The 17,210-nt window shown below is 71.5% G+C and carries 11 protein-coding genes; 4 read left to right on the top strand and 7 right to left on the bottom strand.

The window, feature by feature from the left end; genetic code table 11:
* Positions 1-5: 5 nt before the first annotated feature.
* Genes AB0A74_RS30610 through AB0A74_RS30600 form a run of 3 tightly spaced genes read right to left on the bottom strand, consistent with a single transcriptional unit; the run spans position 6 to position 3,588 of the window.
* Positions 6-977 (bottom strand): carbohydrate ABC transporter permease, encoded by a 972-nt coding sequence (locus tag AB0A74_RS30610; protein WP_358254860.1) that lies wholly within the window; start codon positions 975-977, stop codon positions 6-8.
* A complete protein-coding gene (locus AB0A74_RS30605) occupies positions 974-1,912 on the bottom strand; it encodes an ABC transporter permease subunit (protein ID WP_358254858.1) in 939 nt (312 codons plus the stop codon). The genes AB0A74_RS30610 and AB0A74_RS30605 overlap by 4 nt, the downstream gene beginning before the upstream one ends.
* A complete protein-coding gene (locus AB0A74_RS30600; RefSeq protein WP_358254856.1) occupies positions 1,909-3,588 on the bottom strand; it encodes a hypothetical protein in 1,680 nt (559 codons plus the stop codon). The genes AB0A74_RS30605 and AB0A74_RS30600 overlap by 4 nt, the downstream gene beginning before the upstream one ends.
* Before the next feature lie 211 nt (positions 3,589-3,799).
* Here AB0A74_RS30600 and AB0A74_RS30595 point away from each other — a divergent pair, with 211 nt between their 5' ends.
* Together AB0A74_RS30595 and AB0A74_RS30590 are read left to right on the top strand one after the other, a co-directional pair.
* Positions 3,800-6,727, top strand: a complete 2,928-nt coding sequence (locus AB0A74_RS30595) for a glycoside hydrolase family 3 C-terminal domain-containing protein (RefSeq protein ID WP_358254854.1) — start codon at positions 3,800-3,802, stop codon at positions 6,725-6,727.
* A 154-nt stretch (positions 6,728-6,881) separates the two neighbouring features.
* Complete coding sequence (locus AB0A74_RS30590) at positions 6,882-8,663, top strand: glycoside hydrolase family 6 protein (RefSeq protein WP_358254852.1); 1,782 nt, start codon at positions 6,882-6,884, stop codon at positions 8,661-8,663.
* 234 nt (positions 8,664-8,897) lie between these two features.
* Here the strand turns inward: AB0A74_RS30590 and AB0A74_RS30585 are convergent, their stop codons facing one another.
* The 4 genes from AB0A74_RS30585 to AB0A74_RS30570 form a co-directional block, all read right to left on the bottom strand.
* Positions 8,898-10,889: an RICIN domain-containing protein gene (locus AB0A74_RS30585; RefSeq protein WP_358254850.1), complete on the bottom strand. Its 1,992-nt coding sequence runs from the start codon at positions 10,887-10,889 to the stop codon at positions 8,898-8,900.
* A gap of 91 nt (positions 10,890-10,980) precedes the next feature.
* Complete coding sequence (locus AB0A74_RS30580) at positions 10,981-11,820, bottom strand: carbohydrate ABC transporter permease (protein ID WP_358254849.1); 840 nt, start codon at positions 11,818-11,820, stop codon at positions 10,981-10,983.
* The gene (locus AB0A74_RS30575; protein ID WP_358254847.1) at positions 11,817-12,680 is read right to left on the bottom strand and encodes a sugar ABC transporter permease; all 864 of its coding nucleotides are present in this window, start codon (positions 12,678-12,680) and stop codon (positions 11,817-11,819) included. The genes AB0A74_RS30580 and AB0A74_RS30575 overlap by 4 nt, the downstream gene beginning before the upstream one ends.
* Positions 12,681-12,684: 4 nt before the next feature.
* Entirely contained in the window at positions 12,685-14,001 is a 1,317-nt protein-coding gene (locus tag AB0A74_RS30570; RefSeq protein ID WP_358254845.1) for an extracellular solute-binding protein, read from the bottom strand.
* A 45-nt stretch (positions 14,002-14,046) separates the two neighbouring features.
* On the opposite strand from AB0A74_RS30570, the gene AB0A74_RS30565 reads away from it, so the two are divergent.
* Entirely contained in the window at positions 14,047-15,117 is a 1,071-nt protein-coding gene (locus AB0A74_RS30565; RefSeq protein WP_358254843.1) for a LacI family DNA-binding transcriptional regulator, read from the top strand.
* 446 nt (positions 15,118-15,563) lie between these two features.
* Positions 15,564-17,078 carry a ricin-type beta-trefoil lectin domain protein gene (locus AB0A74_RS30560; RefSeq protein ID WP_358254842.1) on the top strand — a complete coding sequence of 505 codons (1,515 nt, stop codon included), beginning with the start codon at positions 15,564-15,566 and terminating at the stop codon, positions 17,076-17,078.
* Positions 17,079-17,210: the final 132 nt, after the last annotated feature.

The raw sequence follows: 17,210 nt of genomic DNA, 5'->3' as shown, positions 1-17,210 counted from the left end.
CCCGGTCACCCCTTGATCGCGCCGGTGAGCACGCCGGTGCGGAAGTGCTTCTGGACGAACGGGTAGACCACCAGCAGCGGGACCAGCGTCAGCACGACGACGGCCATCTGCAACGACAGGGGCGCGGTCTGGGCGAACTGGGTGCCGAACCCGGAGTTGACCGAGCCGGGCAGCGCGTTGCCGCGGTTGACGTAGGTGAACAGGACGTACTGCAACGGCCACTTCTCGCTGTCGGTCGGCATGTAGAGCATGACGTTGAAGAACGAGTTCCAGTAGCCGACCCCGTAGAACAGGGCCATCACGGCGGTCACCGCGCGCGAGGTGGGCAGCACGACCGACCACAGGATGCGCCAGTCGCCCGCGCCGTCGATGCGCGCGGCCTCGATCAGGTCGGCTGAGGTGGAGGAGTAGAACGAGCGCAGGACGAGGATGTTGAACACCGACACCGCGCCGGGCAGGATCAACGCCCACCACTCCCCGTAACCACCCAGGCCGGTGACCACGAGGAAGGTCGGGATCAGGCCGCCGTTGACGAACATGGTCACGATCAGCAGCACCAGCAGGAAGCGGTGGCCCAGCGAACGGGCGCGGGACAGGCCGTAGGCGCACAGGACCGACACGGCCATCGACACGACCGTGCCCGCGGCGGTGATGCCCAGGCTGACCAGCAGCGCGGTGCGCACGGTGGAGTCGGCGAGCATCACCCGGTAGGCCTCGAAGGTGACCTCGTCGGGCCAGACGACCAGGCCGCCGGCCCGGTTGACCGAGGCCTGGGTGGACAGGCTGGTCACCACGACGATCCACAGCGGCACCACCACGACCGCCAGGACCCCGCCCAGGGTGATGCCCTTGCCGGCCCGGCCCGCGACGGTGGGCGGTTCCTCCCACGGCGGGCGGCCGTCCCGGCGCGTGCGGCGCGGCGGCGCGGACGTGGTCTTGACGTCTGGAGTGGTGCGGGGTGTGAGTGTTCGGGTCATCTGCGGTACAGCCCGTCTTCGCCGAAGGCGTGTGCCAGCTTGTTGGCGCCCCAGATCATCAGCAGCGAGATGACGCTCTTGAACAGCCCCGCCGCCGCGCCGTAGCTGTAATCGCCGGTGGCGATGCCGTAGTAGAACGAGAAGGTGTCCAGCACGTCGGCCGTCTCGTGGCCGACGGCGTCGCGTTGGATGAGCAGCTGCTCGAAGCCGACCGTCAGCGCGTTGCCCAGGCGCAGCACCAGCAGCAGCACGATCACCCCGCGCAGGCCCGGCAGCGTGATGTGCCACAGCCGCCGCCACCGCCCCGCGCCGTCGGCCGCCGCCGCCTCGTACAGGTCGGTGTTGATCGCGGAGAGCGCGGCGAGGAACACGATGATCCCCCAGCCGGCCTCCTTCCACACCACCTGCGCGGTGACCAGCAGCGCGAACGTGTCCGGGTCGGTCATCACGTCCCAGGTGGCCAGGTCGTGGCCGCGCAGGAACTGGTTGAGCGCGCCCGCGCCGCCCAGCATCTGTTGGAAGATGGTGATCGCCAGCACCCACGAGAAGAAGTGCGGCAGGTACACCACGGACTGCACGAAGTTCTTCACCCGTTGGCTGAGCAAGGAGTTGAGCAGCAGCGCCAAGGCGATGGGGACGGGGAAGAACAGCACCAGTTGGACGAAGCTGAGGTAGAGGGTGTTGGTCAGCGCGCCCCAGAACAGCGGGTCGCCGAACAGCCGCTCGAACTGCTCCAGCCCGGCCCACCGGCTGTACCGGACCCCGACCAGCGGGTCGTACTCCTGGAACGCGGTCACCAGCCCGAACAGCGGCACGTAGTTGAACACCACGAGCAGCAGCACGGCCGGGGCCGTCATCAGCAGCAGCGACCGGTCCCGGCGCAGCCTGACCCGCCACCCCGGCCCGGTCCGGCGCCGGGCGCGCGGCGCGGTCACTGCCCCGTGCCGTACTTGTTCAGCACGTTCTCGGTCATCCACTGCTTGAGGCGATCACCGCCGCCGGACTTCCAGCTCGCGACGGCGGCCTGCACGTCGGCGACCTTCTTCTTGCCGTGGTAGCAGTCCTTGACCGTGTCGGTGACCTGTTGCGCGGCCTCGGCGGTGGTCTGCGCCTGCGGCATGCTGATGTTCATGTTCCAGAACACCGGCTTGGCCAGCGCCGGCGCGTTGGCGGCCTGCCAGGCGGTGTAGTCCCGGGTGACCGCGTCCGCGCCCAGGTTCTGGATCGCGTGGGGCGGGGCGGCCAGGAACGGGTAGGTCTGCGCCTGGACCTCCTTCTTGCCCTGCTCGGTGGCCTTGGGCACGCCGTTGTCCATCGTGTGGTGCACGCCCTCGACACCGAAGTTGACCAGCGTGAACTCCGCGGAACCGTAGGGCGCGGCGAGGTAGTTGGCCACCGCCAGCAGTTCCTCGACCTGCTCGGGCTTGAGGTTGGCGTTGAGGTAGCTGAGCATGCTGGTGGACGCGCCCATGTAGACCACGGGCTTGCTCTTGCCGTCGGCGGCGAACACGTCGAGCGCGCCGCGCCGGTAGGACGGGTTCGCCGCCGTGCCGGACTGGTGGTCGGCCAGGTTCCACACGCCCATGCCGCCGCCGGAGATCAGCGTCTTGCCGGCGTAGAAGCGGGTGTTGCCGTTGGCGTTGTCGCCCGCCAGCGCGTCCGGGTGCACGTAACCGGCGGTGGCCAGGCGGTGGTGCCAGTCCACCGCCCGGAGGAACTCCTCGGTTTCGAACAGGTGCACCAGCTTGCCGTCCTCGACCCGCCACTTCAGGGGCGCGCCGAACGCGGTGAAGAAGTAGGTGTAGATGTCGTCGAAGGCCCACACGCCGGCCTTGGCGTCGGTCAGCTCCTTGCCCAGGCCCATCAGGTCGTCGGCGGACTTCACCTGGTCGGCGGTGATCCCCCTGGCCTCGAACACGTCGCGCCGGTAGAAGATCGTGCCGGCGATCTGGAAGCCCGACGAGAAGCACGGGATGCCGTAGAGCTTGTCGCCCCACGCGCCCGCGCGCCACGCGCCGGTGGGCAGGGCGGCGAGGTTGGGGTACTTCCTGACGTTGTCGCCCGACAGGTACGGGGTGAGGTCCGCCAGTTGCGACCCGGCCAGGCCGCCGACGTTGAAGTTGGGGTTCCACCACGCCGGGAGCTGGATCCAGTCCGGCAGCTTCCTGGCCGCGGTCATCGTCGGGACGATGGTGTTGTAGTTGTTGCCGTCGGCGGGCTTCATGTCCAGCGTGACGCCCAGCGCCTTGTTCATCGCCTGGTAGAACCCGTTGTCCGCGGGCGGGATCGTGCCCCACAGCGGGGTCACCGCGCTGTACCGGCCGCCGCGGCCCGGCACGCCGGGGACGGTGACCGGCCGGTTGGTCGGGTAGCTCAGGAAACCCGGGTCGGTGAGCACGTCCGGGCCGCCCGCCACCGAGGGGATGTCCGGTGTGACCGTCGTATTGGGCACGTGGGCGGGCAGCGCCGCTTTCAGACCCTCGCTGTTGGCACCGAGCTGCTGCGGACCGCCGCCGGCACCGCACGCGGAGAGGAGTCCCTGCGCGGCGGCGACACCCGCGACCGTGGCGGTGAGGTTCAGGAACCCCCGGCGGTTCAGTTCGATGCCCATGCGAATGGCCCTTCTACGGTGAAGTGGACGCTGGGTGTGCGGTGAACTGTCGAAGCGCTTGAACGATGTGGCGAGACTAGGGCGTGCCATGAGCGGCGGCAAGGGGCGGTTTGCGCAAGAACGTTGCGGTACATGGCTAATTGACAGCCTCCGGGGGCAGTGTCATTGTCGAAGCGCTTCACTCGCTGCTCATCCGAAGGGTTCACGCCACGTGAGTGCCTCGCCCGTGTCCGCGCCCGAACGGCTCCCCTTCCGCGACCCCGACCTGCCGCTGGACAAGCGCGTCGACGACCTCCTCGGGCGACTCACCCCCGACGAGCGGCTGGCGATGCTGCACCAGTACGCGCCCGCCGTCCCGCGCCTGGGGCTGGCCGCGTTCCGCACCGGGTCCGAGGCCCTGCACGGCGTCGCGTGGCTCGGCGTCGCGACGGTGTTCCCGCAGGCGGTCGGCCTCGGCGCGACCTGGGACGAGGAACTCGTGCGCGCCGTGGCGGAGGCGACCTCGGTGGAACTGCGCGCCTTCCACTACCACCGCCCGCCGGTCGTCGGCAGCGGCGCCACCAGCCTGCAGGCGTGGGCTCCGGTGGTGAACCCGCTGCGCGACCCGCGCTGGGGCCGCAACGAGGAGGGCTACTCCGAGGACCCGCTGCACACCGCGCGCCTGGGCGAGGCGTTCTGCCGGGGACTGGCCGGCGACGACCCCCGCTTCCTGCGCGCGGCCCCGGTGCTCAAGCACTTCCTGGCCTACAACAACGAGGACGACCGCTGCACCACGTCCTCCGGCGTGCGGCCCCGGGTGCTGCACGAGTACGACCTGGCCGCGTTCCGGCCCGTCGTCGCCTCCGGCGCGGCGACCGGCGCGATGGCCGCCTACAACCTGGTCAACGGCCGGCCGTGCCACGTCAGCCCGCTCATCGCCGACGAGCTGCGCCGGTGGGCCGAGCCGACCGGGCACGAGCTGTTCGTGGTCAGCGACGCCGAGGCCCCGTCCAACCTGGTCGATCCGGAGCACTACTTCGACGACCACGCCGAGTCGCACGCCGCCGCGCTCAAGGCCGGCATCGACAGCTTCACCGACCACGGCGAGGACAGCGCGACCCCGGTCGGCCGGCTGCGCGAGGCGCTGGAGCGCGGTCTGATCGACCGGTCCGACGTGGACCGGGCCGTGCGGCGGCAGCTCGCGGTGCGGTTCCGGCTCGGCGAGTTCGACCCGGAGCTGGACCCGTACGCGGGCATCGGCCCCGAGGTGGTCGACTGCCCCGAGCACCGGGCCCTCGCCGCGCGCGCCGCGACGGAATCGGTGGTGCTGCTGAAGAACGACGGCGTGCTGCCGCTGTCCGGGTCGCCGCGGGTCGCCGTGCTCGGTCCGCTGGCCGACGCGCTGCACGAGGACTGGTACAGCGGCACCATGCCCTACCGGGTCACCGTCGCGGCGGGGCTGCGCGAGCGGCTGGGCGACGTGGTGTGCGTCGAGGGCGTCGACCGGATCGCCCTGCGCTGCCGCACCAGCGGCGACCTGCTGGGCGGGACGGCGTTCGACGTGGTCGAGTGGGGCGACGACGTGGTGACCCTGCGGTGCGCCGAGACCGGTCGCCACCTCACCGCCAAGGACGGCCCGCTGGCCGTCGCCCAGGACGTGATCAAGACGTGGGAGGTGCACGAGACCTTCCGGCTGGAGGCCGATCCCACCGCCGACGGCGACACGGTGCTGCTGCGCGGCGTCCACTCCGGCCGTTACGCGGCGGTGGAGCCGGACGGCCGGGTCACCCTCACCGCCGAGACGCCCGAGACCGCCGAGCGCTGGCACCGCGAACTGCTGCTCGACGGCGTCGGCGAGGCCCGCGCCGCCGCTGCCGCCGCCGACGTCGCGATCGTCGTCCTGGGCAACCACCCGCTGATCAACGGCCGCGAGACCCAGGACCGCACCGGCACCGCGCTGCCGGAGTCCCAGGAGGTCCTGCTGCGCGCGGTCGCCGCCGTCCGCCCGGAGACGGCGCTGGTCGTGATGAGCGCCTACCCCTACGCCGTCGACTGGGCCGACGAGCACCTGCCCGCCGTGCTGTGGACCTCCCACGGCGGCCAGGAGACCGGCCGCGCCCTGGCCGCGGTCCTGCTCGGCGACGCCGACCCGTCCGGGCGGCTGCCCCAGACGTGGTACCGGGGGGACGACGAGTTGCCCGACCCGCTGGACTACGACGTCGTCAAGGCCGGCTGGACCTACCAGTACCACCGCGCCGCGCCGCTCTACGCGTTCGGGCACGGCCTGTCCTACACGGACTTCGCCTACTCGGACCTGCGACTGTCCACTTCGGAACTGGACCGGAACGGCGCGGTCGAGGTCGCGGTGACGCTGACCAACTCCGGCCCGCGCTCGGGCGCCGAGGTCGTCCAGCTCTACGTCCGCGCTCTCGACACCCGTTACGAGGCCCCGATCCTGCGGCTGGCCGACTTCCGCAAGGTGGGTCTGGCCGCCGGCGAGCGGCGGACGCTGGTCTTCCGGCTGCCCGCCGAACGCCTGGCCCACTGGGACGTCGCCACGGGCGGCTTCACCGTGGACCCGGGGGAGTACGAGGTCGTGGTGGCGCGCTCGGCGCGGGAGGCCGTACTGACCGCCCCGCTGACCGTGACCGGCCCGGCCCCGGCGCCGCGCGCCCTGGTCGGCCGCGAGACCCGGGCCGTCGACTTCGACGACTACGCCAACACCACCCTGACCGACGCCACGCGCACGACGGGCGACGCGGTCACCCCGACCGACCCGACCCGTCCCGCGACCCTCCTGTACCGCGCGGCGGACCTCACCGGCGCCGTCGGTGTGGCGGCGCGGGTGGCGAAGGAGGGTCCCGGTCCGGCGCGACTGGAGTTCCACCTGGCGGACCGGCTGCTCGCGGTGGTCGAGGTGCCGGTGACGGGCGGCCGTTACGAGTGGACGACCGTCACCGCCGACCTGGCAGGAGCCGCCGGCGTGGCGGAAGCCGCCGGTGTGGCGGGGTCGGCCGGTGTGGCGGGGTCGGCTGGTATGGCGGGGTCGGCCGGTGCGGCGGGAGTGGCGGGGGTGGTCGGTGTGCACGACGTGTGGGTCACGTTGCGCGGCGACTTCCGCCTGTCGTCGTTCCGCTTCACCGAAACAATTGCGGAATAGGCTTTCCCGTTCCTGCTAAAGGATTGGGCGAAAAATTTAGCATCCAACCCTGATTGACTCGCTCGTAACGCCGTCGCTACCTTGGCCCTCTGGGAGCGCTCCCAGAGACAGGTACAAGTCCTTCACCACGGCAACGACGCTACGAGGACCCTGAATGAAACCAACGATCCTGGCCCGCGGCGGCGCCGCTGCCGCCGCCCTGACCCTGTGCTCGGGGCTGCTGGTCCTGGGCGGCACGTCGGCCGGCGCGGCTCCCGGGTGCGCGGTCGACTACAAGGTGAACCAATGGGACACCGGTTTCACCGCGAGCATCACGCTGAAGAACGTCGGCGACGCGATCACCGACGGGTGGACCCTCGAATGGGACTTCCCCGGCAACCAGCGGGTCACCAACGGCTGGAGCGCGACCTTCACCCAGTCCGGGCAGCACGTCACGGCGAAGAACCCCGAGTGGGCGCGGTCGCTGCCCGCCGGCGGGAGCGCGAGCATCGGGTTCAACGGCTCCTTCTCGGGCTCGAACCCCGCTCCGACGTCGTTCAAGCTCAACGGCGTCACGTGCGGCGGTGGGCCCACCACCACTACCACCACCACGACGACCACCACCACGACCACGACCACCACCACGACGACCACGACGCCGACCGACCCGGGCGAGCCCGGTGAGCACGTGGCCAACCCGTTCGTGGGGGCCAAGGGCTACCTCAACCCGGACTTCGTCGCCAACGTCAACGCCACGGCCGACGCGACCGGCGGCACCCTGGGCACCGCCATGCGCAAGGTCGCCGAGCACTCCACCGCCGTGTGGATGGACCGCATCGGCGCCATCACCGCCGGGCGTGGCCTCCGGGGCCACCTCGACGAGGCGCTGCGGCAGGCGGCGGGCGGCACCACCCCCGTGGTCATCCAGGTCGTCATCTACGACCTGCCCAATCGCGACTGCGCGGCGCTGGCGTCCAACGGCGAGCTGAAGGTCAGCGAGAACGGCCTGGCCCGCTACAAGGCCGAGTACATCGACCCGATCGCGGCGATCCTGGCCGACCCGAAGTACAGCAGCCTGCGGATCGTCAACATCGTCGAGCCGGACTCGCTGCCCAACCTGGTCACCAACCTGGCCAAGCCCAAGTGCGCGGAGGCCAACTCCAGCGGCGCGTACGTGCAGGGCATCCAGTACGCGTTGAACAAGCTCAGCGCGATCCCGAACGTCTACAACTACGTGGACATCGCCCACTCCGGGTGGCTGGGCTGGAACTCCAACATGGGTCCCGCGGTGACGCTGATCGCCAACACGATCAAGGGCACCACCAAGGGCGTCAACAGCGTCGACGGCTTCGTGTCGAACATGGCCAACACCTCGCCGACCGACGAGATCCACCTGCCCGACCCGACGCTGAACATCGGCGGCACGCAGCTGCAGGCGGCGAACTACTACCAGTGGAACCCGTTCTTCGACGAGGCCGACTTCGGCACGGAGATGCGCAACCGGTTCATCGCCGCCGGGTTCCCCAGCGGCATCGGCATGGTGATCGACACCTCCCGCAACGGCTGGGGCGGCCCGAACCGGCCCACCGGCGCGAGCGGCACGACGGCCGACGCCTACGTCAACTCCGGCCGCATCGACCGCAAGCTGCACCGCGGCAACTGGTGCAACCAGGCCGGCGCGGGCATCGGCGCCCGACCCACGGCCGCGCCGCGGCCCGGGTTCGACGCCTACATCTGGGTCAAGCCGCCGGGTGAGTCCGACGGCATCGCGACCAAGACCGACGGCCCGAACGAGGAGGGCAAGCAGCACGACCCGATGTGCGACCCGAACTACCGCGGCGACAACCAGGCCAACGGCGGCAACCTGACCGGCGCGCTGCCGGGCGCCCCGCACGCCGGCGCCTGGTTCCCGGCCGGCTTCGCCTCCCTGGTCCAGAACGCCTACCCGGCCTTCTGACGGGGGAAGCCGGGCCCGCGGTCGGGCGGGCACACCCGCGGGGTCGTGGTGGGAACCGGGGACCGTCGCGAGACGGATGGGTCCCCACGACCCCGACACCGGGCGTGTCCGCCGCACAGGGTGGGAACGGCATGGAATCCCGACCCTGAGACGGTTCCCCACTCGGCAACGCCTCCGCCGAGTGGGGAACCGCCGTTTGCGGCGTGTTCGAACCTCTACGGTGCGGTCAGAGCGCTACGGTGTGGTCAGGTCGAACCTCCGCACCGTGACCGCGCCGCCCAGGGCCTGCGTCGCGTGGTTGAAGATGGCGAACCGGTAGCCCATGAAGAACTGCCACGCGTTGTTCAACGTCAACGCCGATCCCAACGGCGTGAAGTTCACCCCGTCGGTGCTGTAGGAGAACCGCGCCTGCCGCCCGCTGCCCGGCCGGATGTCGGCGTTGGCCCGCAACCAGATCCGCCCGCCGCTCACCGGGGCCCCGGCCACTTCGGCGCCGGTGCTGGTGGTGTTCCAGTTGCCGTCCATGGCCAGGCCGGTCGTCATCACCACCCGGGTGGTCCCGTTGTCCCGTTTGACGCCGATCCACGCCGACGACTGCCGCAGCATCGCCAGACCCGACCGGTCGCCGTCGCGCATCGTGCTGTAGTCCAGCTCGATGGTCGCCGTCGAGGTCGGGCCCTGGATGCGGTGGGTCAGCGTGTTGCGGGCCGCGTACAGGTCGTTGGTGACGGTGGCCGTGGACAGGCGCAGGCCGTTGCCGACGGCGTACCGGCTGGTGTCGGGGTTGTGGTTCCACTCCCACTGCGGGCCCAGCGCGGGTCCGGTGAACGTGTCCGTGCCGACCATCGGCTTGACCTGTCGGGGCGGCGCGGGCAGGTTGGGCTTCGGGTACGTGGCGCCCCACGTGCCGTTGACGGTCTGGAGCACCGGCCAGCCGTCGGAGGTCCACGTGATCGGGGCGAGCGCCGGCATCCGGCCGCCGGGGTACGCGTCGACGAAGGACATGTAGTACCAGTCGCCGTTCTGCGTCTGCACCAGCCCGCCCTGGTGCGGCACGCCGCCGCCGGGGATCGGACCCGGCAGGTCGAGCAGCACCTGCCGCATCGTGTACGGGCCGAACGGGCCGTTGTCGGACTTCAGCACGTACTGGCCGTTGGCGGGCCGGGTCAGCCAGATGTAGTAGCTGCCGCCCCGCTTGTAGAACCGGGCGCCTTCCAGCGTGCCGACGTTGGACGGCGTCTGGAACACCTGCTGCGCCCGGGCCTGGCTGCGGCCGTCCGGCGACAACTGGGCCACGCTGATCGTGGTGTTGCCGTACGCCACGTACATCGTGTCGTTGTCGTCGATCAACAGGCCCGCGTCGTAGTAGCAGTTGTCGATCTGCGCGTGCCGGGTCCACGTCCCGTCGACCGCCGACGCGGTGTAGATGTAGGTGTCGTTGAAGTCGATGCAGCCGGCCCAGTAGAACGTGGCGTTGCTGCGCCGGTAGTTGAAGGTCGAGGCCCAGATCCCGTCCACGTAGGCCTGGCCGCCGCTCAGGTTGTACTTCGACCCGAACTCCAGCGACGGCACCGCGTGACCCGCGTACTCCCAGTTCACCAGGTCGTACGAGCGCAGGATCGGCGCGCCGGGCGAGTAGTGCATGGTGGACGCGGTGGCGTAGTAGGTGTCGCCGACGCGGATGATGTCCACGTCCGCGAAGTCCTGCCACACCACCGGGTTGGTGAACTGGCCGGTGGTGCCGCCGACCTTCACCAGTTGCCACTGCTGGTTGGCGCCGCCCCAGTCGCTGTACTGCACGACGTTCGCGCCGTCGGCGGTGGAGGCGTTCTGCACCTCGACGGCCTTGCCGCTGGTGCGGTTGACCAGCCGGACGTACCCGTCCGGGGAGTCGGCCAGGCGGAACTGCTGGTTGCCGCCGTTGTGGTCGGCCCACTGGACGATGGGGGCGCCGTCGGCGGTGGACGCGCCCGTCACGTCGAGCACCTTGTTGGAGTGCTTGGACTTCAGGCGGTAGTAGCCGCCGCCGGAGTCCACGAACTGCCATTGCTGGTTCGCCCCGTCACCGCGCGTCCACTGGGTGATGCGCGCGCCGTCGTTGGTGGCGAAGTTGTAGAGGTCCAGGGCTTTGCCGCTGTTGCGGTTCACCAGCACGTACCACGCGGTGGTGTCCACGGTGGCCGCGGAACTCGGGGTCGTGCTCACGGCGACCATCAGACTGCTCAAGAGGGTGAGGAGGGTAGCGACAACGGTGGCCCGTCGTCGGGTGGGGGAGTGGCCTGGTTCGGCCATGGGGTGCTCCTTCGATCGTCGGTGATCATCGGAACGCGACGCCCCGCACCAGGGCGTCGGCGAAACGGTGGTGCGTCAGGGCCAGCGCCACGACCACCGGTGCGGTGACCAGCAGCGCGCCCGCGCACAGCAGCGGCACGTCGGTGCCCCAACGGCCCTGGAACGCGTCCAACGCGCCCGCCGCCGTCCGGCGCAGCGGGTCGTCCACGAGGACCAGGGCGAACAGCAGGTGGTTCCACGTCCACACGCACAGCAGCAGCGCCAGCGACCGCAGCGCGTCACCCGCGAGCGGCAGGTGCACGTACCGCAGCACGGCCCACGGGCCGGCGCCGTCCACGCGGGCGCACTCGGCCGGCTCGGCGGGCGTCGAGGCGAAGTGGGTCCGCATCCACAGCACCCCGAACGGCAGGTGGACCGCGATGAGGGCCAACGCGAGACCCGCGGTGGTGTCGAGGAGGTCCAGGTCGCGGACTTGCTGGTAGAGGGGGAGGACGATGGCTTCGCGGGGCAGCACGAGCCCGAGCAGGAACAGCCCCGACACCACCCGCCGGCCGGGGAACGGCAGCCGGGCCAGCGCGTACCCCGCCGCCGTCGAGAGCGCCAGGACCGCCGGCACCACGGCGAGGACGACCAGTGCGCCGGACCGCAGCGCCCGGTCGGCGTGTCCCGTGCGGAACGCGGTGGCGAAGTTCGACCAGTGGGGGTCCTCGGGCCAGGTCAGGCCGGGCGGGTAGGTGCCCGGCGGGTGCAGGGCGGTGACCACGAGTTCGGCCAGGGGGAGGAGCGTGACCACGGCCAGCCCGGCGCGCAGAAGCGTTCCGGTGGACAGGAGCGTCCCGGTGGACAGGAGCGTCCGGGCTTTCATCGTGACCACCGCAGGACGGGGGTGATCGCGGCGAGCACGAGCACCACCAGCACCACGGCCAGCGCCGACGCCGTCCCCACCGCGCGCTCGGTGAACGCCAGGTGGAAGACCTCCAGCGCGGGAACCGCCGTCGAGCCGCCGGGGCCGCCCTTCGCGGTCACGTAGACGACGTCGAAGCTCGACAGCGCCGCCAGGGAGGTGATCACGACGCACGCGCCGACCTCCCGGCGCACGCCCGGCAGCGTCACGGCACGGAACTCGCGCCACCGGCCCGCGCCGTCGAGGCGGGCGGCTTCGTAGAGCGCGGGGTCGAGGCGTCGGACGCCCGCGGACAGGAGGAGGGCGCACAGCCCGAGCAGCGACCACGCCCCGATCAGGCCGACGGCGGTGAGCGCGGTGGTGGAGTCGCCCAGCCACGCTCGGGTGAGCGACTCCAGGCCGATCGCGTCCAGCGCCCGGTTCACCGCGCCGGTCGAGGACAGCAGCACGCTCCACGCCAGCCCGGCGGCGATCGGCGGCACGGCCTGCGGCAGCACGAGCAGGAGCGTCGAGAGCGGTCGCGCTGAGGCGGGTTGTAGGGCTGGGGCGGGCCGCAGCGCGGCGGCGAGGGCCAGGCCGATCGTGACCGGGCCGGCCACGAAGCACACCACGAGCAGCAGGGCGTTGAGCAGCGGTCGGCGCAGGTCGGGGTCGGTGAGCACGGCGGCGTAGTTGGCCCACCCCACCCACACCGCCGGGCCCACGCCGTCCCACCGGTACAGCGAGTACTGCGCGACCAGCGCCAACGGCCGGAGCACGAACACCCCGTGCACGGCCAGCGCGGGCAGCACGAACAGCCAACCGGCCCACCGGGTCCGCACCGGGTCAGCCCCCGGTCTGGGCGAGGTAGTCGGCCTGGACCCGCCGCAGCAGCCCTTCGGGGGTCTGGTCGCCCTCCACGAGCCGCTGGAGCTGGGGCGTCCAGCTCTTGGCGTAGATCGAGCCGGTCGCGTTGGCGATGAAGTCCATGGCGGTGTCCCCGGCCAGGACCTCGTCGGTCGCGGCGAACGTCGCGGCGGTGACCGAGCCCGGGTCCACCGGCCAGGCCGTCGCCGGTCCGAGTGGCCGGGCGCCGCCGACGCGCACGACGAGGTCGCGGGCGGCCGGATCGGTGGCCGCCCAGTCCAGGAACGCCGCCGCGCAGTCCGGGTGCGCCGCGCGGGCCGGTATCGCGAAGGTCGGGGGACCGGCCATCGCCGCCCGCGGACCGCCCGCGCGCAGCGGCGGCATGAGGAAGAACCCGACACGGCCGGGCATCCGGCGGTCCAGCGCGGCGGACTCCCAGTCGCCGTTGACCATGAACAGCGCCCGGCCGGAGGTGAACCGGTCCAGCATGCGGGCGTAGTCGGTGGCGTTGAGGTCGGGGTCGAAGTAGCCGGCCGCGAGCCAGCGCGCGAGGTGCCGCGCGGCCTCGGCGGTGGCGGGGGTGTCGATGGTCGCGCCGGGGCGTTGGAACGTCCAGTCGTCTATGGCTCCGGGCGAGCCGTAAACGCCCATGAGGCTTTGCAGGGGGAAGGTCAGGCCGCCGGTCGCGCCGCCGTTGAAGCCGGCGATCGGGGTGGTGCCGGCCGCCTTGGCGCGGGCCAGGGCGGCGTCGAACTCGGCGAGGGTGCGTGGTTCGCTCAAGCCGAGTCTTGCGGCGATTTCCTTGTTGTAGAAGACACCTGTGACGCTCGTGGACAGTCCGGTGGCGTAGAGCGGTCCCTCGCCGCGTGGCCGGCCGCCCGGCGCGACGCGCAGGGGACGGGTCTGCGCCGGCGGGCGGCGGTCCCAGCCCAGCGCGCGGGCGTAGCCGTCGAGGTCGCGCAGGAGACCGGCGCGCACCGCCTCCGACACCTGCGGCAGCCGCATGAGGTCGGGCGGGTCGTCGGCGAGCACGCGTGGCGCGTTGCGGGTGAGGACGTCGAACTGCTCCTCGCGGATGTTCCAGGTGACGTGCGGGTGCTGCCGGGTGAACTCCTCGGCGAGCGCTTTCGCGAGCGGGAAACCGGTTTCGAACCGGGCTTGGAGGGTGATGTCGGCGGTGCCGCAGCCGGGGGTCGTTCGGCTGTCCACAGTGGATTGGGGCAGGGTGCCGGGCGCGGCGCAGCCGACCGCGAGCAGGGTCAGCGCGGCCAGGACCGCGCCGGCGCGGTGGGGCATCGGTGTCTCCTCCTGCGTTGCTAAATCGTGTTAGCGTGCCGACTCGTGGGACGCAGGCGGGTGACGCTGGCCGACGTGGCCGAGGCGAGCGGGGTGTCCGCCACGACCGCGTCGCTGGTGCTGTCCGGGCGCGCGCGGGAGCTGCGCATCTCCGAAGCGGTCGAGCGGCGGGTGCGAGCCACCGCGCACGAGCTGGGCTACCGCCGCAACACCCTGTCGGTCGGGCTGCGCACCGGGCGCTCGCAGACGATCGGGTTCATCTCGGACACGGTCGCGTCCTCGGGTCTCGCGGGCGACATGATCCGGGGTGCGGTGGAGGCCGCGCACCGGCGCGGGTTCATGGTCTTCGTCGGCGAGTCCGGCGGCGACCCGGTGGTGGAGCGGGCGCTGGTGGAGGCGATGCACGACCGGCGCGTGGACGGAATCGTCTTCGCCGCCATGTACACCCGGGAGGTCGCGGTGCCCGAGGGCCTGCACGACGGTCCGGCGGTGCTGCTCAACGCCACGTCGGTGTCGCGCTCGACCATCCACTCGGTGGTGCCCGACGAGGTGCAGGCGGGCCGTTCGGCGGCACGGGTGGTCGTCGAGGTCGGGCACCGGTCCGGGGTCCACCTGATCGGCGCGGGGCCGGGGGTGGACGACATCCCGCCCAACAGCACCGCCGCCGTGGAACGCCTGGTCGGGTTGCGCGAGGTGTTCGAGGCCGCCGGGGTGGAGGTGGTCAGCGCCCGGCGGTGTCCGAAGTGGATGCCCGAGGACGGCTACGCCGCGACGCGGGAGGTCCTGCGGCACCACCGGCCGCGGGTGCTGGTGTGCTTCAACGACCGCTTGGCGTTCGGCGCGTACCAGGCGCTGGGCGAGGCCGGCCTGTCCGTGCCGGACGACGTGTCGGTGGTCGGGTTCGACGACCATCCCATCGCCTCCTGGCTGCGTCCGCGGTTGACCACGGTCGCCCTGCCCCACCACGAGCTGGGCGTGCGGGCGGTCGAGGTGCTGCTCGGGCTGTTCGAGCGACGCCGGCGCGGCGACCGGACGCCCGTGGTCCACCGGGTGCCGATGCCGGTGCGCGAGGGCGGCTCGGTAGCCCCGCCACGCACCGCCGACCGGTCCCGCTGAGACCTCCCGGGCCACGCCGGGTGCTGCGGAACGGCAGTGTGCCGGCGGTTGTTCACGCTCACAAGATGCTGGGTTGATTTGGTGTGTTCGGGGGTGGTTCGGCGGTTGTGTGGTGGTCGTACGGTGGTTGGATTGGTCGCTGGCTAAAGTTAGCGCTCACATGATTAGCTTTGACCGGCTGTGACGGCCTGGTTACATTGCGGGTGTCGACGACGACACAGGGAGACCCGATGCCCATCCGACCCTGGGCGGCGATCCGCCGCGCCACCGTCACACTGGCCCTGGCCGCTACGGCGGCGACTGCTCCCCATCAGGCCGCTTCGGCTGAGCCTGTCCCGGCTGCGTCCGGCGCTGCTGCGTCCGGTGCTGCTGCGCCTGGAGTTGCCGCGCCTGGAGTTGCTGCGCCTGGAGTTGCTGCTCCCGGGAGTCCGGCGCTGACGCCGCCGTTGGGGTGGAACAGTTGGAACAGCTTCGGTTGCGGCATCACCGAGACGCAGGTGCGGCAGGCCGCCGACGCCATGGTGTCCTCCGGCATGCGCGACGCGGGCTACCAGTACGTCGTCGTGGACGACTGCTGGTTCGACCCCCAGCGCGACGCCGCCGGCAACCTCCGCGCCCACCCGACCAAGTTCCCCAGCGGCATGAAGGCCCTGGGCGACTACATCCACGCCCGCGGGCTGAAGTTCGGCATCTACCAGGTGCCCAACGAGCGGACCTGCGCGCAGACCGTCGGCAACCACCCCGGGTCCACCGGCAGCAAGGGCCACGAGGTCCAGGACGCCCGCACGTTCGCGTCCTGGGGCGTGGACTACCTCAAGTACGACTGGTGCTCCTCCGCCGGTACGCGGGACGAGCAGGTCGCCCGGTTCACCCTCATGCGCGACGCCCTGCGCGCCACCGGCCGCCCGATCGTCTACAGCATCAACCCCAACAGCTTCCACGCCATCACCGGCGACAAGTACGACTGGGGCCAGGTCGCGGACCTGTGGCGCACCACCGAGGACCTGCTGGACATCTGGCAGAACGGCAACACCAACAGCTACCCGATGGGCGTCGGCAACGTGCTCGACGTCAACGCCCCGCTGGCCGCCCAAGCCGGCCCCGGCCACTGGAACGACCCGGACATGCTGGTCGTGGGCCGACCGGGCCTGACCCTGACCGAGTCACGGTCCCACTTCGCGCTGTGGGCCCTGATGGCCGCGCCCCTCATGGCGGGCAACGACATCCGCACGATGTCGGCGGACGTCAGCGCCATCCTGCGCAACCCGCGCCTGCTGGCGGTGAACCAGGACGCGTTGGGCGCGGGCGGGCGACGGGTGCGCGACGACGGTGCCACCGAGGTCTTCGCCAAGCCCCTGTCGGACGGTTCGGTGGCCGTGGGCCTGTTCAACCGCGGTGGCGCGGCGACCACCATCACGACGACGGCCGCTCAGGTCGGCCTGTCCGGCAACGGCTTCACGTTGACCGACCAGTGGACCGGGGCTGTGTCGACGAGCACGGGCACGATCTCGGCGAACGTCCCGGCTCATGGCGTGGCGGCGTTCCGGGTGTCCGGCGGGACTCCGCTGGCGAACACGACCGCCCGTGTGCGTGGTGTCGGGTCCGGCCGCTGCCTGGACGTGGACAACGCCTCGACCGCCGCCGGCGCGACGGTCCTGATCTGGGACTGCCACACCGCCGCCAACCAGCTGTGGACGACGTGGGCGGGCGGCGAGGTGCGGGTCTTCGGCGACAAGTGCCTGGACGCGTACAACGGTGGCACTGCCAATGGCACGCGGGTGATCACGTGGCCGTGCAACGGGCAGGACAACCAGCGTTGGACGTTCGGGTCGGACGGGTCTGTGCGGAATGTTCGGGCCGGGTTGTGCCTGGATGTGGAGGGGGCGGCTACGGCCAACGGGGCGCGGCTGGTGCTGTGGGCCTGCAATGGTCAGGGGAATCAGCGGTGGACTCGGGGTTGAGAGCTGCGCGCTGACGCGCTCTTGAGCGCGAAAGATCAAAAGCGGCGCTCGCCGCGCGGCAGGCCCCCGGGGGGTGGAAGGGCGTCGGTTCGTTCCCCGTACGGCCTGCCGGAGGCAACCACCCTTCTCCCT

The sequence above is a fragment of the Saccharothrix sp. NPDC042600 genome, from assembly GCF_040647305.1.
GTDB lineage: Bacteria > Actinomycetota > Actinomycetes > Mycobacteriales > Pseudonocardiaceae > Actinosynnema > Actinosynnema mutabilis.
Note: the sequence above shows the minus strand (reverse complement) of the source record. Positions and strands in the feature narration are given on the sequence as shown.